Origin of the sequence: Bradyrhizobium sp. B124 (assembly GCF_038967635.1) — a bacterium.
In the GTDB taxonomy this organism is placed as follows: domain Bacteria; phylum Pseudomonadota; class Alphaproteobacteria; order Rhizobiales; family Xanthobacteraceae; genus Bradyrhizobium.
The window spans coordinates 2,377,211-2,399,514 of the sequence record NZ_CP152413.1; the positions used below are offsets into that span (position 1 = coordinate 2,377,211).

Consider the following 22,304-nt stretch of genomic DNA (forward strand, 5'->3'; position numbering starts at 1 on the left):
CCGCCGTTCCACCTGTTCAGACACATCCGCGCGCTTGCATGGGATGTCACGCCTATCCTACAAGCGAGCCATGCCCGAGACGACCTATTTTCCGCGTTACCTCATTCTCGGCGGCGCGATGATATCCGGCGTGCTGCTGGCGCTTGCCGTGCACATGCTCGGCGCGCGGTATGGGCTCGATCTCGGTGGCCTGTGGCGATCCGATACCCACGAGTTCATGCCGGCAGGCGCGGCGATCGCGTGGTGGCTGATCGCGAGCGTCGGGTTTTCGGGCGGCTACTTCACCGCCAATCTGATGCACAGCGCGGTGGCCGGCCAGATCCCGCAGCGGATGCGCCAGTTCCTGATCGTCGTCGGCGTGCTGATGCTGGCCGGCGCCGGCCAGGCCGCGGCAGCGCCAAGCACGGTTTCGACCATTTCCGCCGTGCTCGCCGGTCTCGCCGCGCTGTGCCTCGGCGCCGTGATGGCGTTTTGCGGCGCCTATTTTGCCCAGCGCAGGAGCTAGGCGACCGACCGTTCCGGCGCCCGGCGCAGCATCTTGGCGACGTCAGCCGCCGGCCGCGGCGGGCTGAACAGGTAGCCCTGCGCCTGCGTGCAGCCTTCCTGACGCAGCAGGTCGAACTGGGTATCGGTCTCGACCCCCTCGGCGGTGGTGACGATGCCGAGGCTTTTGCCAAGACCGGTGACGGCGCGCACGATCGCCATCGAGTCCTCGCGCGTCGCAAGGTCGGTCACGAAGGAACGGTCGATCTTGATCTTGTCGAACGGGAAGCTGCGCAGATAGCTCAGCGAGGAATAGCCGGTGCCGAAATCGTCCAGCGAGATCCGGACGCCGAAACCGCGCAGCTCGTGCAGCACCGCGAGCGTCGCCTCGCTGTTCTGCAGCAGCACCGATTCGGTAATCTCGAGCTCGAGCCGATCCGCCGACAGGCCCGACGCCTCCAGCGCCGCCTTCACCGACGGCACCAGATTCGGGTTCTTGAACTGCACTGGAGACAGGTTGACGGCGACCGCGACGTCCGCAGGCCATCTCACCGCCTCGGCGCAAGCCTTGCGCAGCACGATCTCGCCCAGCGGCACGATCAGCCCGGTTTCTTCGGCGACCGGAATGAAATTGTTCGGTGCGATCAGCCCGCGCAGCGAATGATTCCAGCGCACCAGCGCCTCGAAGGCGACGACCCGATCGCCCACGACATCGCGGATCGGTTGATAATAGACCTCGAACTCGTCGCGCTGCAGCGCGAGCCGCAGGTCGCGCTCGAGCAGGCGGCGCGCCTGCGCACGCGCATCCATCCCGGTCTCGAAGAACCGATAGGTGCCGCGGCCGTCGGCCTTGGCGCGATATAGCGCCAGATCGGCCTTTTGCAGCAGCTCGTCGGGATCCTTGCCGTCCTCGGGCGCGAGCGAGATGCCGATGCTGACGCCGATCACGAGCTGATGGCCCCCGATCTCATAGGGTGCGGCGATCCGCTCGACCACCGCACTTGCCAACGACGCCACCACGGACGGCTCGCAGTTGCTGCAGAACTGCACGATGGCGAATTCGTCGCCGCCGAGCCGCGCCACGGTGTCGTGCTCGGTCACGCATTCGCCCAGCCGGCGCGCAACCTCTCGCAGCAGCGCGTCGCCGATCGGATGTCCGAGCGTGTCGTTGATCTCCTTGAAATGATCAAGATCGAGGCAGAGCACCGCGAGCTGGTCGGAGCGCTTGGCCAGTCTCGAAGCCTTCTCGAGCTGCTCACGGAACAGCGTCCGGTTCGGCAGGTTGGTCAGCGCGTCATGCCGCGCCATGTGTGAAATCTGTTCCTGGGCCTGCTGCCATTCGGTGATGTCCTCGAAGGTCGCGACCCAGCCGCCACCCTTCATCGGCTGATCGACGACACGAATCGCGCGCTCGTTGCGGCTGACGATCCGCGTCGCGCTGTGGCCGGCCTTTGCCTCGGCGAGGAGCGCGTTGCAGAATTCCTCGGGATCGCCGTCCCACTCGCCGATGCAATGGAGGTCCTGCAGGACGTCGATCAAGAGACGCCCTTGCAGCGGCACGCGATTGCGCCCCATGATCTCGGTGTAGCGCTCGTTGAACAGCATGATGCGGCCATCGGCATCGAACATGCACAGTCCCTGCGACATGTTCTCGAGCGCGGTATCCAGCACCACCTTCTGCTTGTGAAGTTCGGTCTTGGCGCGACGATCGAGGATGGAGGCGATCAGCGAGAGGCCGAGGATCGCGAAGGCCGCAACCGCGGTCATGAAGGAGAGCACGCGCGGCGAGACCGAGAGTCCGTCGGGAACGATCGTCGGATCCGGGACCAGCGTCACCGCACCCATCCCGGTGAAATGATGCGAGACGATCGCAACCGTCAGAAGACCGGTCGCAGCCGCTGTGGTGCCAAGGCGTTCGCCGCGCGTGGCAACGACCAGCGCAAGCGCGCCAAACAGGCTTCCGAATACGATCGATGCGATGACGATGCCGGGCGCCCAGACGATGCGCGCGGGCAGTTCCAGCCCCAGCATGCCGGTGTAATGCATCGCCGCGACACCGACGCCGACGATCGCGCCGCCGGCCGCGACCGTCTGCCAGCGTTCGTTGAGCGTTGCGACCGCCAGGCCGACGGCCAGGATCGCAACCGCGAGCACCAGCGACAGCAGCGTGATCGGAATGTTGTATCCGGCCTCGATGCCGGGATCGTACGCCAGCATGGCGACGAAATGGGTGGCCCAGATGCCGCAACCGCCGACTGCCGCATCGAGACCGATCCAGATCTCGCGGGCTCGGCCTTCTGCGGCGCGAGCGCGGTGAAACAGGCTGATCGCGACGGCGCTGGCGAGCAGACAGATCACGCCACCGAGGACGACCAACCGCCAGTCATGTTCCAGGGTGAGACAGGTTAGAACGCGATACATTATAGGCCCCATTTATGGACCCATAAAAACAAGCGCATTCGTGTACGAACGGTAACCGCACCGCAACAAGGCTTCACGCATGGTGAAAAAGCCTTGAATGCACGCGAGACGATCGGGGAAAACCGCAATCCGCTGGCGCAGTTCGTCTTAGCCGCGCAACCCGGGCACCAGTTCGGCCCCGGTCTCGACCTTGAGCGACGAGCCGGCGAAATCGTTTCCGATCGGCTGGCAACCACCGCCGAGATGCTTGGCGAGGAACGCTTCGGTGACGCCGTAGAAGGCAAGCCGATTTTCCGGCCGCACAAAGCCGTGCCCCTCGTCGGCGAATGTGATGTAGGTCACGGGCACGCCACGCTGCTTGAGCGCATTGACCATCTGCTCGGACTCGGCCGCCACAACCCTCACGTCACGCATGCCCTGCGCGATCAGGATCGGTTTCACGGCACGCTCGATGTGGGTCAGCGGCGAACGTTCGACCAGGAACGCGCGACCGGACTCGGTGGCGGGATCGCCGAGCCGATTTTTCCAGACGCTGATCCACGGACCCCAATAGGGCGGGATCGTCGCCATGAAGGTGACGAGATTGGAGATGCCGAACAGATCGACGATGCAGGCGAAAACGTCGGGCGTCTTGGTCGCGGCGACCAGCGCCGAATAGCCGCCATAGCTGCCGCCGAAGAAGCCGACCCGCTTCGGATCGGCGATGCCTTGCGCGATCGCCCAATCGACCGCATCGATCAGGTCGTCATGCATCTTGCCGCCCCATTCGTGGTCGGCGGCCGTGATGAAGGCTTTGCCGAAGCCGGTCGAGCCGCGGTAGTTGACGGCAAGCATCGCATAACCCCGGTTGGCGAGCCATTGATGGACCGGGCTGAAACCCCAGGTGTCGCGGTAATACGGCCCGCCATGGATCACCAGCACCAGCGGCACCACCCCGGCCGCGGCCTCGGCCGGCCGGGTCAGGTAGCAGTTGAGACGCAGGCCATCGCGCGAGGGGATCACGACCGGCTCGAGCTTGCGCAACGCGAGACCGTCGAGCGCACGGTGCTGGGTGTAGAGCTTGCGCACCTCGCGCGTCTTGCGGTCGAGCAGCGCATATTCACCGCTCTCGGTGTCGCGCTCGAAATGGATCGTGCCCAGCCGAAGATCGTCGCTGTTGCTGACAAAGCTGATGTCGCCGGCGCCATAGCGGCTGAGATCGGCGAGGTCGTTGGCGACGCTTTGATCGACGGCGTGCCAGCGCATCCGGTCTGTGATCGCCAGCGCCGCCAGTGGCCGGCGATTCTCGTCGAAGACCGCGCGCACGATGTCGGCATCGTCATCGGCGGCAAGCAGCGTGGTCTGGCGCGTCGCCATGTCGAGGGCGAACAACGCCGCCTTGTCGCGGCCGCGCGAGTCGATCAGGTACAGCGTCTTGCCGTCGGCGCTGAAATCCAGCAGCTGGGTCGTATCGGTCTCGGCGATCGGCACCGTCATGAACGGGGTCCAGCTGCCGTCCGGACCGCGCTCGAACATCTCGGCGGAGCCGTCGGCGATCAGGCGCGACGCCAGGCGGAGCTGGAATGTGCTGTCGGTAATCAGCGCGATATAGTCGTGGTTCTCGTAGACGAGCTCGCTGGCGCCGGTCACGATGTTGACGCGGTACATGTCGAAGTAGCGCTTGTCGCGCTGGTTGTGCCGCAGCAGCATCTCCTCGGGGAATTTGCGATCGGACTCCTGCAGGAAGGCCTTGACGCCGGTCTCCGGCGTCAACGGCACAATCTTCCCGTCGGTGATGTCGACGCTGGCGGCACGCCAGTTTTCGTCGCCGTCGCGCTCGCGGAAGAACACCACATGGCGGTTGGTATGCGCCCAGCGATAGCCGGCCGAGATGTTGCGATCGGTGACGCGGGTCACCGGCCGCGCCGCCTTGAGATCGGACAGCGGGGCGACCCAGAGGTTGTTCACACCGTCGAGCGGCGCGACATAGGACAGCTGCGTCCCATCCGGGCTGAGGCGGACGTTGATGTAGTCGGGATTGTCGAAGAACACCCTGCGCGCGATCAGGCCGGGCGCCTCGCCGCGGGCCGGACCGATCAGGTTGGCAAATGGCAGCGAGGCGCCGAGCATGGCGGCGCGGCGCAGCAACAGACGACGGTCGATTGGCGCAGGCATCTGATCAGCCCCCTCGGCGACAGTCCCCGACGGCGCAAGGTTAGATGCCGCGCCGCGACCGCGCAACGACCGCCTCGCTCATTGCCGCGCTTGTGATGATGCGCCGATCCAGATCAGCGCAGCGGCGGCAAGCAATACGCCGGCGGAGATCACGAGTGCCGCATGCAGGCCGGAAATGAAGGCCGCGGACCGGCCGACCATCGAGCCGAACAGCGCGACACCCAGCACGCTGCCGGTCTGCCGGGTCGCATTCAGCACCCCGGCCGCGATCCCGGCATGCTGTGGCTCGGCACTGCCGAGCAGCGCCGATGTCAGGGGCGGCACCAGCAGGCCGAGGCCGCCGCTGATTGCCAGCAGTTGCAGGCAGATCGCGAAATAGCTGGTACCGGGACCGATGAACAGCATCGCCAGACATCCGGCGGCCGAGATCGCGGCGCCGAGCGCGATCGTCCCCGGCGCGCCAATCCGCTCCGCGACATGCGGCGCGATCAAATTGGCGGGCAGCACGGCGCCGAGCATCGGCACGAATGCGAGGCCGGTGGCGAACGCCGACAGCCCGTTGACTTGCTGGAAGTAGAGGCTGAGCACGAAGATCAGCCCGTAGAACGCAACGTTCACCAGCAGGCCGACCAGCGAGGTCAGGGCAAACATCCTGTTGCTGAACAGCGAGAGCGGCAGCATCGGCTGCGCGGTGCGCGCCTCATGCCAGATGAACAGCACGGAGAAGACGGCCCCCAGAGCGAAGCCTGCGACCACGAACGGGCTATCCCAGCCGAGCGCTCCGCCCTCGATGAGCGCGCCGGCCAGCGTGCCGAGCGCGGCGATCGCCGCAATTTGTCCCGGCAGATCGAGCCGGTGCTGGAGATGGCGCGTGGTTTCGCCGGCAAAGCGCCAGGCGAGCCACAGCCCGGCCAGGCCGATCGGCAGATTGACCAGGAAGATCGCGCGCCAGCCGACCAGCGTGATCAGCCCGCCGCCGACGAACGGGCCGGCGGTCAGCGCAAGGCTCGCTCCGGCGGCCCAGACGCCGACCGCGCGTCCGCGCTCCTTGTCGTCCGTATAGGCGTGGCGGAGCAGCGCGAGCGAGTTCGGCACCAGGATGGCCGCGGCCAGCCCCTGCACGCAGCGCGCGGCGATCAGCGTCACGGCATCAGGCGCGACGGCGCACCCAACCGACGCCGCGGTGAAGATGGCAAAGCCGGCCATGAAAACGCGCTTGGCGCCGATCCGGTCGCCGAGCGCGCCCGCGGTCAGGATGAAGGCGGCAAAAGCGATGGTGTAGGCGCTGACCACCCATTGCAGCTCGGCAACGCCGCCGCCGAGCGAGCCGCCGATGGCGTTGAGCGCCGTATTGACGATGGTGACGTCGAGCTGCACGACGCCGTACCCGAGGCTCATTGCGGCGAGCGTCAACGTCGCCGCAAGCCCGGTCGGCTGCTGATGCGACGCCGCGCGCTGATCCGGCACGCGCCGGAGGTTCAGGGATGTCTGTTGCATGGTCTTGACCTCGCTCTGCGCAACCAATGCGAGAGATAGGTCTTCGTTTCTCAATGATACTTCGCTGTGGATCGAAGTGTTCTATCGCCATGCCGGCCGGGGCCGCGTCGCCGCGCGCTGTTGCGCGGCGTTTTGCCTCAATAGACCTACGGACCGCCCACAGGGCGCCTCATTCCGGCCCGAACCGCGGTCCACAGCCGGATCACGCAGATGCGCACATCGACTTCACGCTTTGGTAAACGCCGCAGCCGGCCCGGACCTCCCCCACGCTGATGCATATCGTCTATTCGCTCCGCTCCGACGGCCCCGCAGTGGCGCTGCGACGGCGGCAAAAACGGCAGAAATATCGACGAAATCGCCTGGAACGGCTGAAGGATGGCGGAACATGCAGTGGTCCCGTCGTGGACGATGATATGGCTGCGACTCACATTCCGCAGCGCGAGAACATATGTAGCCAGTATGACAACAACGCTGGACGGGAGCCGAAGGTTGCCTTGTCAAGGGCTGCACAACGCATCGGTTTTGCCTTATGGGTCATCGCGTACGGTGCGTTTGCCCGTCACCCGTCGCCGTCCGTGACTGGGTCCCACTGAAATTGTCCCTGCCGGGAGGATGAATGCTTCGGCTGCTGACCACGCTTGGGCGTGGCTTCAAGGAAAAGATCGGCTGGAAACGGCTCGGGATCGCTGCGAGCGTGCTCATCATCGCGTTCGCGGTCGCGACGCTTGTCCACACCCTGAAGGGCGTCGATACCGGTATCATCCTCACCGCGCTGACCGACATCGCGCCGCACCGGATCGCGCTGGCGGCGCTCTGCGTGGTCGGGGCGTTCTGCACGCTGACCTTCTATGACTTCTTCGCGCTGCGCACGATCGGCAAGACCCACGTCCCCTACCGGATCGCAGCGCTGTCGAGCTTCACCAGCTACACGATCGGCCACAATATCGGCGCCACCGTCTTTACCGGCGGCGCGATCCGCTTCCGGATCTATTCCGATTACGGCCTCTCCGCGATCGACGTCGCCAAGATCTGCTTTCTCTCGGGCCTGACCTTCTGGCTCGGCAATCTGTTCGTGCTCGGCTTCGGCATGGCCTGGCACCCCGCGGCGGCGTCGGCGATGGACCTGCTGCCGCCGGCGATGAACCGGCTGATCGCGCTCGGCTGCCTTGCCGGCATCGGCGCCTATTTCGTCTGGCTCCTGACCGGCGAGAAGCGCCGCGAGCTCGGCCAGAACGGCTGGAAGGTGGTGCTGCCCTCGGCCAAGCTGACGCTGCTGCAGATCGTCATCGGCGTGGTCGATCTCGGCTTCTGCGCGCTCGCCATGTATCTCCTGATGCCGACCGAGCCGCATATCGACTTCGTCTCGCTGGCGGTGGTGTTCATCCTGGCGACGCTGCTCGGCTTTGCGAGCCACGCCCCCGGCTCGATCGGCGTGTTCGACGCTGCGATGCTGGTGGCGCTGCCGGAGTTCAGCAAGGAGCAATTGCTGGCGACGCTGGTCGTGTTCCGTATCCTCTATTTCCTGATCCCGTTCGGGATTTCGATCTCGATCATGGGCATGCGCGAGCTGTGGCTCAACGTGGTGCGGCCCTGGCAGGAACGAAAAAGACTCAGCCAAGCCTGCACGGCTTCGGCGACCGTGCGGCAACCGATCGAAAGCCGGCAGCAGCAGATCAGGCGGCTGAGACGGTAACAGCGAACGTTATCGGCCCCAAGGTCCCCTGCTTTCAGTCCCGGTGTTTCGATCCCGGATTGTTGGTCTCTGCAGCCGCTTCTCTTATTTTCGCCGTACCACTCGCGTCAAACCGCGCCATGATTGGCTTTCTGGTTCGATTTTCGTTTCGTGTCACGGTCTGCAGCGTGCTGCTCGGCAGCGCGCTCGCGGCGGTATTGGCGTCAACCGCCGACGCGCAGGATACCCAGCTCTCGATCTCCTGGGAGGTCCGCAACCGCTTCCGACTGTTCCGCGAGGAACGCGACTTCCGTCTGCATGTCGAAAGCGGGCTCGGCCGCAGCGTGCTGGCCTCGGAGCAGGCGCTGGAACTGCAAAGCGACGGCCGCGGCTGGGCGCGCAACACGGTCAACCGGCTCTGCATCGACCTGCAGGGCCGCGTCAGCGAGCCTTGCACCCGCGACAACGTCAAGGAAAGCTATCTGACGCCGATCGATCACCCGATCGTGGTGCGGCTCACGGGTCCGGTTCCGGTCGGCGCGACCTGCGCCTGGTCGTTCGACGACGGCGACGGGCCGCAATCCTCGACATTCGATTGCGCCGAGCCGGTCAATCTGCGCGTCCGCTACGGCCGCACCACGGTCGCGACCGTCGATGTCGCCAGCGGCTCGGATGCCAACCAGCGCGTGACGACCCAGATCGCGGTGCGCGATTTGCTGATCGCCGGCCTCGGCGACAGCATCGCATCCGGCGAAGGCAATCCCGATCGTGCGATCGCACTTTCCGACGAGGGGTTCTGCTTCCGCTCCTATCTCGGCGGCGCGCAATACTACCGGCCGAGCCGCGCCGGCTACAAAGGCGGCCGCGCCTGCGAAGCGCCCGACACCCTGACCAACTGGCAGCGCCAGAGCGCGCTGTGGCTCAACTCGGCCTGTCATCGTTCGCTGTACAGCTACCAGACCCGCACCGCGCTTGCGCTCGCCGTGCAATATCCGCACATCGCGGTGACCTATCTGCCGCTGGCCTGCACCGGCGCCACCATCGCCGACGGCCTGCTCGGCTCGCAGCAGGCGCGGGAATGTCTGCCGACGAAGACCGCCAACACCTGCTCGGGCACCGTCAGCGGCCAGATCGCGGAGCTGCGCACGGCACTCACAGCCGCCAAGCGCCGACAGCCGGACCGAACGCTCGATCTCGTGCTGCTGTCGGTCGGCGCCAACGACATCTACTTCTCCGGCCTTGTCGCCAACGTGATCGTCGACACGCCGACCGAACGCGCGCTGTTCAGCCAGGGCGGCTCGATGGCCAGCGTCGACGATGCCCGTTCGGCACTGGCGCGCGACCTGCCGGCCGACTTCGCCAAGCTGCGCGATGCGCTGAAGCCGTTGGTCGGCGGCGACCTCTCGCACGTGGTCTACACGGCCTACGCCAATCCGGCGCTGGCCAATGGCGGCGCGCCCTGCCCCGGCGGCCGCGCCGGCTTCGAGATCCATCCCTCGTTCAACGCCGATCCGAAGCGGCTCGCGGCGGTCTCGGGCTTCGTGCAGAACGAGTTCCTGCCGCAGCTCAAGGCGATCGCGCAGTGCCAGTCCGGCATCATCTGCCGCAATCCGCAGGCCGACCGCATGACCTTCGTCGATGCGCATCAGGATGCGTTTGCAAGCCACGGCTTCTGCGCACGCGCGTCGACCGATCCGGAGTTCGACCGCGACTGCTTCGCCGCCAACGGCGACAGCTTCGTCTCCGACATCGTCGCCGCGGCCAACCAGCCGCTCAAATGCGGCCGCAGCGCCGGCGAATACCGCGCCTATCTGCCGCGGGCGCGCTGGATCCGCGACGCCAATGACAGCTATTTCGCGGCGATGACCTACCCGCAGGGCCTGCCGTCCTCGATGCAGCCAACCGACATCCACGATGCGACATGGGGCATCCTGTCGGCTGTGTATGGCGGCGCGGTGCATCCCAGCGCCGAAGGTCATGCGGCGATGGCCGATGCCGCGGTCCCCGCAGCCGCCACCGTGCTTCAGTTGAACACGACAGTGCCTGAGGTGATCTCCGAGCCGGTCGCGCCATTGCCGCCGACGGCACCGGTGCAACGCTGAACGCTGCACGCTCGCGACGCCGCACGCGTGCGGCCGCGAACCAACGTGATCCCAATGAGGGTGTCTAGTGCCGCTTCGTCGCGGGCAAGGGCGCCGGTGGCGGCGGCGGCTTTATCGCTGCGGCTTGCGCCGGCAGATATTTGGCGACGATTGTGGGATCGAGCTGCGCCATCGCCGTGTCCGGCAGCCGGGTCCAGACCTCGTCCTTGCCGAACAGCGAGATGCCGAGATAGCCGCGCATGGTCAGCGTCTGTCCATCGGCGCTCAGCGTCATCTTGGCCTTGTAGACCTTGCCGTTGCGCGGATCGAGCACGTTGCCGCCTTCATAGGCGAGCCCGTTGCGCTTCATGTCGCGGATCAGGGGAATGCCAAGCCACGGCATGTCCTTGCGATCGTCGGTGCATTTCGTGCAGACCGGATTGGGCGGATCGCCGGGCGCTGAGAACATCTTTGCGATCATGCCTTCGAACAGGCCGTTGCGCTCGATCACCAGGAACCAGCCTTCGGGCTTGCCGTCTTCGATCTTCTGCCAGAGTCCGGCCGCCGATAGCTCGGCCGCGGAAGCTGCAAGCGGAGCAGCTAGCGCAAAGGCCGTAGCGATCGCCAGGATCAGCCGAAGTCTGGATAGCGTGTTCCGCATCATCATCACCTGATCAATCGACAAACTCGATTACGAGCAGACTACGGCCATTTCGCGGAGTGTTCCAGTACCCGCGCCGCACGGGCAATGCCCCATGCCCCCGGCATTGGTCGCTGCTGAAGTGGAATCAGTTCACCCCAAGCTTCTTCTGCAAACTTGATGACGAGGTTGTGTACTGGAACACCAGCCGCTTGTCCGGATACACGTAGCGGTGCGCTTTCTGCGCCATCAACGCGCCCTCGTGGAAGCCGGAGAGAATGAGCTTCAGCTTGCCCGGATAGGTGTTGATGTCGCCGATCGCGAAGATGCCTGAAACGTTGGTCTCGAACGCTGCGGTGTCGACCGGCACCAGATTGTTCTCCAGCGCCACGCCCCAGTTCGCGACCGGACCGAGCTTCATGGTGAGCCCGAAGAACGGCAGCATCGTATCGCAGGTGATCGTCGACATCGCATTGTCGTTGCCCTTCAGCGCGGCGCCCGAGAGCTGACCGTTGGCGCCTTCGAGCCCGGTGACCTGGCCGATCTTCAGATCCATCTTGCCGTCGGCAACCAGCGAGCGCATCTGCTCGACGCTGTGCGGCGCTGCGCGGAAATCGTCGCGCCGGTGCAGCAGCGTGATGCGCTTGGCGATCGGATGCAGATTGAGCGTCCAGTCGAGCGCGGAGTCGCCGCCGCCGACGATCAGGATGTTCTTGTCGCGGAACTGCTCCATCTTGCGCACGGCATAGAACACCGACGTGCCTTCATAGGCCTCGATGCCCGGCACCGGCGGACGCTTCGGCTGGAACGAACCGCCGCCCGCGGAGATCACGACGACCTTGACCTCGAACTCCTTGCCGGCATCGGTCTTCACGCGGAACAGGGGATCGCCGATCTTCTCGATGCTCTCCACCATCTCGTTGAGGTGGAAGGTCGCGCCGAACGGCTTGATCTGCTCCAGCAGCTGCTCGGTCAGGCCCTGGCCGGTGACAAAGGGAATCCCGGGAATGTCGTAGATCGGCTTCTCCGGATAAAGCTCGGCGCACTGCCCGCCGATTTTGTCGAGGATGTCGACCAGATGCACCTTCATGTCGAGCAGGCCCAGTTCGAACACGGCGAACAGTCCGCAGGGGCCCGCGCCAATTATCAGCACATCGGTTTTGATCGCTTCGCTCATATCCGCTTCTTTTCAGTTGAGATCGACTGGACGGCTTTCGCCTGCCCAGCCAAGTATGGCCGGATCGGGACATGCATAATAGGGACAGCGGCTGGCGCGGCAACCCCTTGCCGAGCCTGCGCAACTCGGCTGTATGGGCGGGAAACCGATGGAGATCCCCCTCGTGAATGCCCCTGTCCGCGCCGACGATGCACCGCGCCTGGAAGACTTTCCCTATCGCCTGTCCGACAATGTGCGCTTTGCCGATCTCGACCCGAACGGGCACGTCAACAACGCCGTCTATGCGAGCTATTTTGAGACCGGCCGCGTCACGCTGGTGAAGGACCTCAGCATGGGGCTGATGCCGGCCGGGCTTGGCTGGATCATGGTGCGGCTCGACATCCATTTCCGCGCCGAGCTGCACTGGCCGGGACAGATCGAGCTCGGGCTGGGTCTCGTCAAGTTCGGACGGACGTCGACCACTTTCGATCAGGTGGTATTTTCGGAAGGGAGATGCGTGGCATCGGCGAAGGCGGTCACCGTGATGATCGATGAGGCCACGCGCAGACCGACGCCGCTGCCGGCGGAGGTCAAGCAGAACTTCCGCCGCTGGGTCCGTCGCGGGGTGAACCCGGACGGCGAATAGGGGACGACAGAGCGCTTTCGAGCGAAGTGGATACCGGTTCGCGTGAAGAAAACGCGTCAAAACAAAATCTAGAGCCCCGCTCCGATTCAGTCGGAACGAAGGGCTCTAGGCCTGCCGCTCCGGCGTTGACACGACCAGTCCGTCGAGATCGTCGGTCACCTTGATCTGGCAGGACAGCCGCGAATTCGGACGCACGTCGAAGCCGAAATCCAGCATGTCCTCTTCCATCGGCGACGGCGCGCCGACCTTCTCGCGCCACGCGTCATCGACATAGACATGGCAGGTCGCACAGGCGCAGGCGCCACCGCATTCGGCTTCAATGCCGGGAATGGCGTTGCGGATCGCACCTTCCATCACTGTCGCGCCGTTCTCGATATCAATGGAGCGTTTCTCTCCGGAATGGTCGATAAAGTGTATTTTGGCCATGATTGCTCGTGCTGCCGGAATGCGCCGGACGATGGTTGGAAAGGTCCCGGGCAGTCGTATAACGGGTCGATCCGTACAGCGCTAGCGCGGAGACCGAAAACCTGCCGGCCGGCCGGGACGGCGCCCAGACCGTTGCCGCAGGCCGTGGAGGTGCTGGAAAGCCTAGGAGCGGCCCAGAATCAGCTCGATCGCCGTACGCGCCTCGGCGATCGCGGCCCCGAGCGCGGCGAGCGGCTGGGCCGGGTCGGAACCCGCAGTCAGCGCGGTTTCCAGGTTGGCGGCAGCCTCGGCGACACCGAAGGCGCCAATCGCCCGCGCCGATCCTTTCAGGGTGTGGGCGTGGGTCGGAGCCTCGGGCCGCAGGGCAGCCAGTTCGCCGAGGATCCGGGCCGACTGGGTCGAGAACATCGCCAACACTTCCCGCTCCAGGCCCGGGTCGCCCAGCGTCATCCGTCGAAGGTGATCGACGTCGATCGGCCCGTCGCCCGGCGCGAGCGGCGGCGATTGCGTCCATTCAACCCGTTCGAGATGAAGCGGCATGGCCTGTCCCTGTCGTCTCTGCCGGGCTTCACCGGCGGACCGTTCGCCCAGCCAATCACGAAACTGGTTAACGAATTGTTGTCGGGATGATCGGCAAAACCGCCCGATTCTGGACAATTTCCGGACACAATCGGCCCTCGGCGGCAGGAATTTCGAGTACCCATAAGGCCTTATGGCGCAAAGCTGTTAACGATGATTAAGAAAGTATTAATCGCAAGCATTTCATTCGCATCGCTCTCCCAATAGGATGTTTGCGGATGTAGCGGACAAGCCGCCGAGGGGGCGCTTGCGCTCCGCTTGTGGGCACCGGCTTCGAGCTTGCGCGGGGACGTTTCGCAGGCTCGCCGACGCGTAAAGTAGTGAGAGGGCTCAGACTGAACATGGCGAACACTCCCAAGAAGGTCAAAGATCCCACCGAAGTCGCGCTTTCTGCCATCCAGGAAGCCCTCAACATCGGCGAGCAAGGCGCGGAGAGCCGCAGCTCCCTCAACGAAGGCGCCGCGGCGCCGAGCCTGCCGCCTTCAGCTCCGGATTTTTCAGCCGCATCGTTCGAGTCCCGTACGAATACCGATCGTTCGGTGTTCGAGCCGATCGAGGAACCGCGCGCGCCGCGCCGCGCCGCCAATGATGATCGCGAGACCATCGGCCAGATGCTGCAGACGCTGCAGGGAGGGCGCGCCCGCAACGCCTTTACGCTGTTCTTCGTCTGCTCCGGCGCTTGGCTGCTCGGCGGCGTCATCCTCACCGTCGCGTTCTGGCCGGCCCTACAGGCTTCGATGGCCCAGGGCACCGGCGTCCTGGTGCTCGCCGGCCTCGCCGCGCTGTTCGCCGTTCCGGTGCTGCTGTTCTATTATCTCGCCAGCCTCGCCTCGCACGGTCAGCGCATGCAGATGATCGCGCAATCGATGGCGCAGGTCGCGATGCGATTCTCCGAGCCGGAAAACGCCGCCGCCGATTCCATGGTGACGGTCGGCCAGGCGATCCGCCGCGAGGTCGCGGCGATGGGCGACGGTGTCGAACGCGCGATCGCGCGCGCCGGCGAACTCGAGACCCTGGTTGCCAACGAGGTGGCGGCGCTGGAACGCGCCTATTCCGACAATGAAGTGCGCATCCGCGCGCTGCTGCAGGACATCGCCCACCAGCGCGACAATCTGGTCGGCCAGGCCGAGCAGGTGCGCAGCGCGATCTCCGGCGTGCAGATCGACCTGCGCCATGACATCGCGCTGATCTCGGACGCGATTGCCTCGCGCGTCGACGAGGTCGCCAAGAGCATCACCGGCGCGCTGGAAGAGCGCGGCCAGCACATCACGACCGCACTGAGCCATGCCGGCGACAACATGATCCTCGCGCTCGGCGAGCGCGGCGGCGACCTGCTCGACCGCCTCGAGGAAGCCAGCGCCGAGACCACGCGCGCGGTGATGGACGCCTCCGAGCGGCTCACCACCAGCCTCAACTTCAAGACCGGCCACGTCCATGACGAGTTCGTCGATCTCGCCGATCGCGTCCACGAGATGCTGAACGAACGCGTCGACCGCATCACCGGCGAGTTCGAGCAGCGTTCGTCTGCGATCGTCGACGGCATCTCCGACCGCACCGAAGAGGTTCACGACTCCCTGAAGAATTCCGCCGACTCGCTGCTGCTCGAGCTCGAGCTGCGCAGCAACGACCTCGTCAGCAAGATCGACGACGCCGGCAACCGCCTCGCCGGCCAGATCATGACGTCCGGCGACAGGGCGAGCGAGGCGCTCGACGTCACCGTCAATTCGCTGGTCGCCAAGGTGGTGGGCCAGACCGAGACCGCGCACGACTCGCTGTCGCTGCAGATGAGCGCGTTCGACGACCTGGTGAAGAACCACGGCAGCGAGCTCGCCGAGAAGTTCGCCCGCGACTCCGGCACGCTGGGCGCGCTGATCACCCGCCACATCTCGGAATTCGACCGCACCGTGAAGACGTTCGGCGGCGACATCGTCGAGCGCATGGGCCAGCGGACCCAGGACATCGCCGACAGCCTGAAGACCTATGTCGACACCTTCGACAATCGCGTCACCACGAATAGCGGCGAGATCACCGCTTCGCTCGACCAGCGCCTGCTGCAGTTCGAAACCACGCTCGGCAGCCGCGTCACCCATCTCGACGCCTCGCTGACCGACAAGCTGTCGTCGTTCGACAATTCGCTCGCCACCAAGATCGGCACGTTCGACGGCCGCCTGCAGTCGCTGGATGACGCGATCGACGGCCGCATGCGGACGCTCGAAGTCACCTTCGAGAGCCGCGCCAAGTCGGTCACCGACACCATCGACGGCCATCTCGGCACGCTCGCGACCCAGCTGACCGAAGGCGCCACCCAGGCGATCCACTCGATCGACTCGCGCCTCGGCCTGCTCACCACCACCCTGACCGAGGGCACCGTGCAGGCGATCGCCGCGGTCGACCATCGCATCAACGGCGTCACCGAAACCATCGACGGCCATAGCAACCGCCTGGTCGACACCATCAACGGCCACAGCACTCGCCTCGCCGATACCATCAACGGTCACAACAGCCGCCTCGTCGAGACCATCAGTGGCCATAGTTCGAACGTGACCGACACCATCTCGGCGCGCTTCGCCGATATCCAGCAGGGCATCGAGAGCCGCGTCGGCGTCATCGCCGGAGACATCGACACCCGCGTCGCGCAGTTCGAGGACCTGCTGGGCTCGCGCGTCGAGGCCGTCGCCGGCCGCATCGAGAGCAGCGGCCGCCAGGCGAGCGAGGACCTGATGTCCCGCGCCGAAATGTTGTCGTCGAGCATCAAGTCCCATGTCGAGGACGCCGAGCGCTCGCTGACCAACCTCGTGGTCAACACCAGCGAAACCATCCAGACCGGCGCGCGCACCGCGCAGCAGGCGCTGCTCACTGTGTCCGCGGATGTCGGCAACCAGCTGAAGCAGAGCTCCGCCGAGGTCGAGAGCGTGCTGACCGCGGTCGGCACCAGCGCCGCTAACTCGATCCTCACCAGTGCCCGCGACGCCCAGGTCTCGCTGGTCTCCGCATCCGGCGACGTCGCCTCGCAGATCAAGGCGCTGTCGGAGGACGTCGAGCGCACGCTGCAGGCGGCCGGTAGCGCCACCGCAGCCTCGGTGCTGTCCGGCGCCCGCGACGCGCAGACCACGCTGGTCTCGGCCTCGATCGAAGCCGCAAGCCAGGTCAAGTCGCTGGCCGCTGACGTCGAGCAATCGCTGTCGATGTCCGGCTCGGCGGCCGCCGAAGCGATCATGACCGGTGCCCGCGAGGCCCAGACCACGCTGATCGCGACGTCGGCCGACATCACGGGTCAGGTGAAGTCGCTCGCCAGCGACGTCGAGCGCTCGCTCTCGATGGCCGGCTCCGCGACCGCGGAAGCCGTCGTCGCCTCTGCCCGCGAAGCCCAGAGCACGCTGGCCGGCGCGTCGACCGAAGCCACCAACCTCGTCCGCACGCTCGCGGCCGACATGCAGCACTCGCTCTCGACCGCCGGCACCGCGACCGCGGAAGCCGTCGTCGCCTCCGCCCGCGAGGCCCAGAACACGCTGGCTGGTGCGTCGACCGACGCCACCAATCTGGTCCGCACCCTGTCGGCCGACATCGAGCGCTCGCTGTCGATGGCAGGCTCCGCCACCGCGGAAGCCGTCGTCGCCGCCGCGCGCGAGGCCCAGAGCACGCTGGCCGGTGCATCCACCGAGGCCACCGATCTGGTCCGCACGCTCGCGGCCGACATGGAGCGATCGCTCTCGATGGCCGGCTCCGCCACCGCGGAATCGATCACATCAGGCGCGCGTGAAGCCCAGAGCATGCTGGTCAATGCATCGACTGAGTCTGCGACAAAGGTGACGGCGCTTGCCGCCGATATCCAGCGCGCGCTGTCGATGGCCGGTTCCGGCACCGTCGAGGTGCTGACGGCCGGCGCTCGCGAGGCGCAGAACACCCTCGTCACCGCGTCGACCGAAGCGGCCAACCACGTCAAGTCGCTGGCAGCCGATGTCGAGCGCACCCTGACGTCGGTCGGCACCAACACCGCGCAGACGATCCTCGGCAGCGCCCGCGATGCCCAGAACTCGTTCGTGGCGACCTCCAACGAGGCCGCAACCCAGATCCGCGCGATCTCGGTCGAGATCGAGCGCTCGCTGACCACGACCAGCGCGGAGACTGCACAGACCATCCTGGGCAGCGCCCGCGAGGCCCAAAGCTCGTTTGCGGCGACCTCCGCCGATGCCGCCGCCCAGATCCGCACGCTCTCGACCGACATCGAGCGCGCGCTGGGTTCGGTCACGGCCAAGACCACCGACAACATCCAGACCTCTGCGCAGAACGCACAGGCTGCGCTGGTCAACATGTCCAATGAGGTCACGACCAAGGTCAAGACGACCTCCGCCGACATCGAACGTTCGGTGCTGTCCGCTTCCAGCGCATTCGGCTCGGCGATGACCGGCAAGACCGACGAGATCGTCACCTATGTGCAGCAGCAGACCGAGCGGCTGTCGCAGATGGTCGACGGCCGCCGCGGCTCGCTGGTCGAGGCGCTGACCGCCAAGACCACGCAGCTGTCGAACGACATGGATCGCGCCACCGCGGACGCGCTGAAGGCGATCGAAACCCGCGGCCTCGCCTTCTCGCAGTCGATGGCGGCGCACGGCGGCGATGTCGCGCGCAACATCACCTCGGCCGGCGATCAGGCGACCGGCGCGGTGGCGAAGTCGCTCAAGGAGCTCGAGCAGGCCTCGCGCGCGGCGATCGACCAGTCGCGCCAGGTCTCGATCTCGGCCGTCACGGAGATGCAGGAGACCAGCAAGATCCTGCGCACCGATACGGTGGCGCTGTTCGAGCGGCTGCGCGAGGGCAACATCCTGCTGCAGGAAGTGTTGACCGGCGCCCACGACAACCTCAACTCGCTGGAGCGCGCGCTGGTGACCCGCGTGGCCGACTTCGTGTCCGCCATGAACGACGTCACCTCGCGCAACGGCGTGGCGACCCAGACGCTGGAAGACCAGCTCACGGTGTTCAACAGCAAGACCGGCAAGGCGCTGGAAGATCTCGGCGCGCTGTCGAGCCAGTTCGAGACCCATGGCAAGGCGCTGATCGAGGCGGCTGCCGTGGTCGAGCAGGCCAACCGCTCGACGACGGCCTCCGTCAGCGAGCGCAAGTCGGCGCTGGAATCGCTGGTCACCACCATCGACCTGCGCACCACCGATCTCGACCAGCGGCTGTCGCGCTTCACCGGTCTGCTCGATGAATCGCTCGGCGCTGCCGAGGAACGCGCCCGCGACATCGCACGCGTGGTGGCGGAGACCGCAGGCGCCGGTTCGGCTGCGATCAGCAAGCAGTTCGAGGCGGTGCGCATGGCCGCCGAGAACGAGCGTCAGCAGACCGTCGACGCCATGAGCGAACTCTACCAGCAGAGCAACGCCGAGACCGACGCGATGTTCAAGGAATCGACGGAGAAGTTCTCCGCGATGGTCACGGCGATGAAGCAGATGGCGAGCGAGATGCACAGCGAGCTCGAGGCCACCCGCAACGAGCTGCGCCGCGGCGTGCTGGAAATGCCTCAGGAGGCCGCCGAAAACACTGCGCAGATGCGCAAGGTGATCGTCGACCAGATCGAGGCCCTGGCCGAGCTGAACCGCATCGTCGCCCATCACGGCCGCGGGCTCGACGTGGTCTCGTCCAACCGCGCCAGCGTCCGCCACGAGGAGCCGGTGATGGCTGCCGCCGGCGGCCGCGGCGACGTGCGCATGCGCGACAGCGTGCGCGACAATGGCAACAGCGCCTCGACGCTGCCGCCGCCGGATCTCGGCATGGCGACCTCGCGCCGCACCGAGGCCCCGCCGGTCAGCCCGGCCGGCCCCAACAACGGCGATGGCTGGCTGTCCGACCTGCTCAACCGCAGTGACGCGCCGCCGCCCGCCCCGCAGAACCGCGACGCCCAGCAGCGCCCGCGTCCGCAGCAGCAGCCGGCCGCCAATCCGCTGGAATCGCTGTCGCTCGACATCGGCCGGCTGATGGACCGCACGCTTGCGGCCGAGATGTGGGATCGCTACCAGCGCGGCGAGAACAAGGCGTTCTCCAAGCGCCTCTACACGCCGGCCGGCCAGAAGGCCTTCGATGAGGTGGCCCGCAAGTACCGCGCCGACCGCGGCTTCAAGCAGACGGTCGACCGCTACATCGCGGAGTTCGAGCGCCTGCTCGACGAAGTCGCCCGCGAAGGCCGCGGCCAGCAGGAGCTGAGCAGCCACCTGACCTCGGAAACCGGGCTGGTCTACACCCTGCTCGCCCACGCCGCGGGACGGCTGGGGTAAGCGTTCGAACCATCGCAGACCACGAGACGGAGGCAGCGATGCCTCCGTTTTGCTTTTGACCGACGCAAGACTAAGTTTTGCGGGAGAACGAGCGGGGAGGGTTCAGATGGTGCTCGCACGCTGGTGCCCCATCGTCGCGCTGACGATGCTCGGGACGATCGGGGTGGCCGCGATTGCGACGGCGGACCCGATCCAGCCGTCCAAAATCCGGACCATCAAAATACAGGAGCCGAACAAGCCGGCAGCCGACACGCCCCTCGTTCGAACGACGCCCGTCCGGCCGGCCGGCGGTGAGACTCGCGATGCGTCCGGTCGCGAATGGCCGGCGACGAACGGCGTCGTCGATGCGGCATCCGATCCCCACCGCGTGCGCAGCCTGACGATTCACTCCGAGCAGACGTATCCGGACGACCGCTATCGCCGCTTCGTTCCTGAAGCAGCCGAGCCATCTGGGGCAGCGCCCCAGTAGGACTCGACGATCGTCAGGACGAACGGAGGGCGCGTAGCCTATTGCTGCCGGCGCCGCGGCCCGGCCGGTGCTGCGGCCGGAGCCGGCGCGGGCTCGGGTGCGGCGTTGTTGCTGCCGCCGAAAATCACCCGGCTCGGGTTGCGGTCGAAATTGTTCACGGCGCGGCTGATGTCGGACAGCGTGCGGCGGCCGTCGTTGATCAGGAGATTGGACCGCTTGTCGACGTTGTCGGCGAGCTCGCGGATCGACTTCACCATCAGGTTCAGCTCGCTGCCATTGTTGCCGCCCGCGATCGCATTGAGGCCCAGCATCAGATTGTCGGCCTTGCCCATCACGCCGTCGACCTTGAGCATGACGTTGTCGATCTTCTCGGAATTGCGCGCCAAGGCCTGGGTGAAGACCTCGAGATTCTTCAGCGAATTCTTCACCGACTGCTGATTGTCGGCGACGATGCGGTTGACGTTTTGCAGGGTGGCGCGGATCGCCTCGGTGACGTCCTGCAGCGCATTCGGGTCGGCGGTCAGAACCGGGATGCCGTCCTCATCCAGCGGCACCGGCGGGGCGGCCTCCTCGCCGCCCTTCAGCGAGATCGCGGCGACGCCGGTGAGGCCCTGGAATTCGAGGCCGACCAGGGTGTCCTTGCGCAGCGGTGCGTTGTTCTCGATCATCGCCAGCGCGACCACGCGTCGCGGGTTGTCGAGCTTGACGGAGACCACCTCCCCTATCCGGATACCGTTAAAATTGACATTGCCGCCATTGCGCAGGCCCGACGCCGGCCCCTCGAAGATCACCCGCAAGGGGCTGCGCTGCTTGGTGGTGTGCAGGCTCTGGAACCACAGCACGAAGCCGAACGCCGCGGCGATTACCGCCAGCGTGAAAGCCCCGATCAAGACGTAGTTCGCCCGCGTTTCCATCAATTGCTCGCGTTCATTGCTCTTGGGCGCTCGCGCAGTCGGCCTGCGTTCGAGCCCGTCGAATTCCCTGTTGGCGCATGATCTCGTCCGAAAACCGGCCTTTTCGTTTCGGGATCATGGGCTAGGCCACAACGGCTCGGGCGCGCTTGCCGTTGAAATATTGCTGCAGCCAAGGATGCTGCGATGCCTTCATGTCGGCGATCGATCCTGCAGCAATGATCTTACCGTTCCCTAAAACGGCGATACGGTCGCACGCGGTGTATAGACTGTCGAGATCGTGGGTTACCATGAAAACGGTCAGCCCCAAAGTGCGCTGCAGGGTGCGCACCAGCTCGTCGAAATCGCCGGCGCCGATCGGATCGAGGCCCGACGTCGGCTCGTCGAGAAACACCAGCTCGGGATCGAGCGCGAGTGCGCGTGCCAGCGCGACGCGCTTGATCATGCCGCCGGACAGTTCCGACGGATAGCGATCGGCGACTTCAGGCTTCAGCCCGACCATCACCAGCTTCGCCACCACGATCTCGTCGAGCAGCCGCTGCGAGACCCGCAGATATTCGCGCGCCGGAAACTGGATGTTCTGGCGCACCGTGAGCGAGGAGAACAGCGCGCCCTGCTGGAACAGGACGCCCCAGCGCCGCTCGACGGCGCGGCGCTGCGCCGAGCTCGCGGCATCGAGATCGACGCCGAATACTTCGATGCGGCCGGAGACCTTCGGCACGAGGCCGATGATGGTGCGCGTCAGCACCGATTTGCCGGCACCGGACGGGCCGACGAAGCCGAGAATCTCGCCGCGCTTGACGTCGAGATCGAGGCCGTCGAGCACACGCGTGGTGCCGAACTGGACCGTGATGTCGCGGACCCGGATGATGGCGTCGATGTCCTGCTCCGCCATGA

The 22,304-nt window shown here is 66.0% G+C and carries 15 protein-coding genes; 6 read left to right on the forward strand and 9 right to left on the reverse strand.

Translation table 11 applies throughout. From position 1 onward, the window contains the following. The first annotated feature begins 70 nt into the window (after positions 1-70). A complete protein-coding gene (locus tag AAFG13_RS11585; protein WP_212310093.1) occupies positions 71-505 on the forward strand; it encodes a hypothetical protein in 435 nt (144 codons plus the stop codon). Here AAFG13_RS11585 and AAFG13_RS11590 read toward each other — a convergent pair. The 3 genes from AAFG13_RS11590 to AAFG13_RS11600 form a co-directional block, all read right to left on the reverse strand. Beyond that, positions 502-2,904: an EAL domain-containing protein gene (locus AAFG13_RS11590; protein ID WP_212310094.1), complete on the reverse strand. Its 2,403-nt coding sequence runs from the start codon at positions 2,902-2,904 to the stop codon at positions 502-504. The genes AAFG13_RS11585 and AAFG13_RS11590 overlap by 4 nt on opposite strands. Positions 2,905-3,051: 147 nt before the next feature. After that, positions 3,052-5,058, reverse strand: coding sequence for a S9 family peptidase (locus tag AAFG13_RS11595; protein ID WP_342712061.1), 2,007 nt, complete (start codon positions 5,056-5,058; stop codon positions 3,052-3,054). Positions 5,059-5,136: 78 nt separating this feature from the next. Then, the gene (locus tag AAFG13_RS11600) at positions 5,137-6,555 is read right to left on the reverse strand and encodes an MFS transporter (protein ID WP_342712062.1); all 1,419 of its coding nucleotides are present in this window, start codon (positions 6,553-6,555) and stop codon (positions 5,137-5,139) included. A gap of 616 nt (positions 6,556-7,171) precedes the next feature. Here AAFG13_RS11600 and AAFG13_RS11605 point away from each other — a divergent pair. Then, the gene (locus AAFG13_RS11605) at positions 7,172-8,248 is read left to right on the forward strand and encodes a YbhN family protein (protein WP_212310097.1); all 1,077 of its coding nucleotides are present in this window, start codon (positions 7,172-7,174) and stop codon (positions 8,246-8,248) included. Positions 8,249-8,367: 119 nt separating this feature from the next. Further along, positions 8,368-10,329 (forward strand): hypothetical protein, encoded by a 1,962-nt coding sequence (locus AAFG13_RS11610; RefSeq protein WP_342712063.1) that lies wholly within the window; start codon positions 8,368-8,370, stop codon positions 10,327-10,329. A gap of 64 nt (positions 10,330-10,393) precedes the next feature. On the opposite strand, the gene AAFG13_RS11615 is transcribed toward AAFG13_RS11610, so the two are convergent. Together AAFG13_RS11615 and AAFG13_RS11620 are read right to left on the reverse strand one after the other, a co-directional pair. Next, entirely contained in the window at positions 10,394-10,969 is a 576-nt protein-coding gene (locus AAFG13_RS11615) for a DUF2147 domain-containing protein (RefSeq protein WP_342712064.1), read from the reverse strand. A 127-nt stretch (positions 10,970-11,096) separates the two neighbouring features. Further along, complete coding sequence (locus AAFG13_RS11620; RefSeq protein ID WP_212310100.1) at positions 11,097-12,125, reverse strand: NAD(P)/FAD-dependent oxidoreductase; 1,029 nt, start codon at positions 12,123-12,125, stop codon at positions 11,097-11,099. Between the two features lie 163 nt (positions 12,126-12,288). On the opposite strand from AAFG13_RS11620, the gene AAFG13_RS11625 reads away from it, so the two are divergent. Beyond that, positions 12,289-12,750: a thioesterase family protein gene (locus tag AAFG13_RS11625; protein ID WP_028337718.1), complete on the forward strand. Its 462-nt coding sequence runs from the start codon at positions 12,289-12,291 to the stop codon at positions 12,748-12,750. 105 nt (positions 12,751-12,855) lie between these two features. Here AAFG13_RS11625 and AAFG13_RS11630 read toward each other — a convergent pair whose 3' ends face one another. Then, positions 12,856-13,176, reverse strand: coding sequence for a 2Fe-2S iron-sulfur cluster-binding protein (locus AAFG13_RS11630; protein WP_092115454.1), 321 nt, complete (start codon positions 13,174-13,176; stop codon positions 12,856-12,858). Positions 13,177-13,338: 162 nt separating this feature from the next. Then, a complete protein-coding gene (locus tag AAFG13_RS11635; RefSeq protein ID WP_342712065.1) occupies positions 13,339-13,716 on the reverse strand; it encodes an Hpt domain-containing protein in 378 nt (125 codons plus the stop codon). Positions 13,717-14,096: 380 nt separating this feature from the next. Between AAFG13_RS11635 and AAFG13_RS11640 the strand changes: the two genes are divergently transcribed. Next, positions 14,097-20,027, forward strand: a complete 5,931-nt coding sequence (locus AAFG13_RS11640; RefSeq protein ID WP_212310102.1) for a negative regulator of septation ring formation — start codon at positions 14,097-14,099, stop codon at positions 20,025-20,027. Between the two features lie 106 nt (positions 20,028-20,133). Then, positions 20,134-20,496, forward strand: coding sequence for a hypothetical protein (locus tag AAFG13_RS11645; protein ID WP_212310103.1), 363 nt, complete (start codon positions 20,134-20,136; stop codon positions 20,494-20,496). Between the two features lie 38 nt (positions 20,497-20,534). Here the strand turns inward: AAFG13_RS11645 and AAFG13_RS11650 are convergent, their stop codons facing one another. Both AAFG13_RS11650 and AAFG13_RS11655 read right to left on the reverse strand, forming a co-directional pair. Next, positions 20,535-21,410: an MlaD family protein gene (locus AAFG13_RS11650; RefSeq protein WP_176530188.1), complete on the reverse strand. Its 876-nt coding sequence runs from the start codon at positions 21,408-21,410 to the stop codon at positions 20,535-20,537. A gap of 121 nt (positions 21,411-21,531) precedes the next feature. Next, complete coding sequence (locus AAFG13_RS11655) at positions 21,532-22,302, reverse strand: ABC transporter ATP-binding protein (protein ID WP_212310104.1); 771 nt, start codon at positions 22,300-22,302, stop codon at positions 21,532-21,534. Between the last annotated feature and the right edge of the window lie 2 nt (positions 22,303-22,304).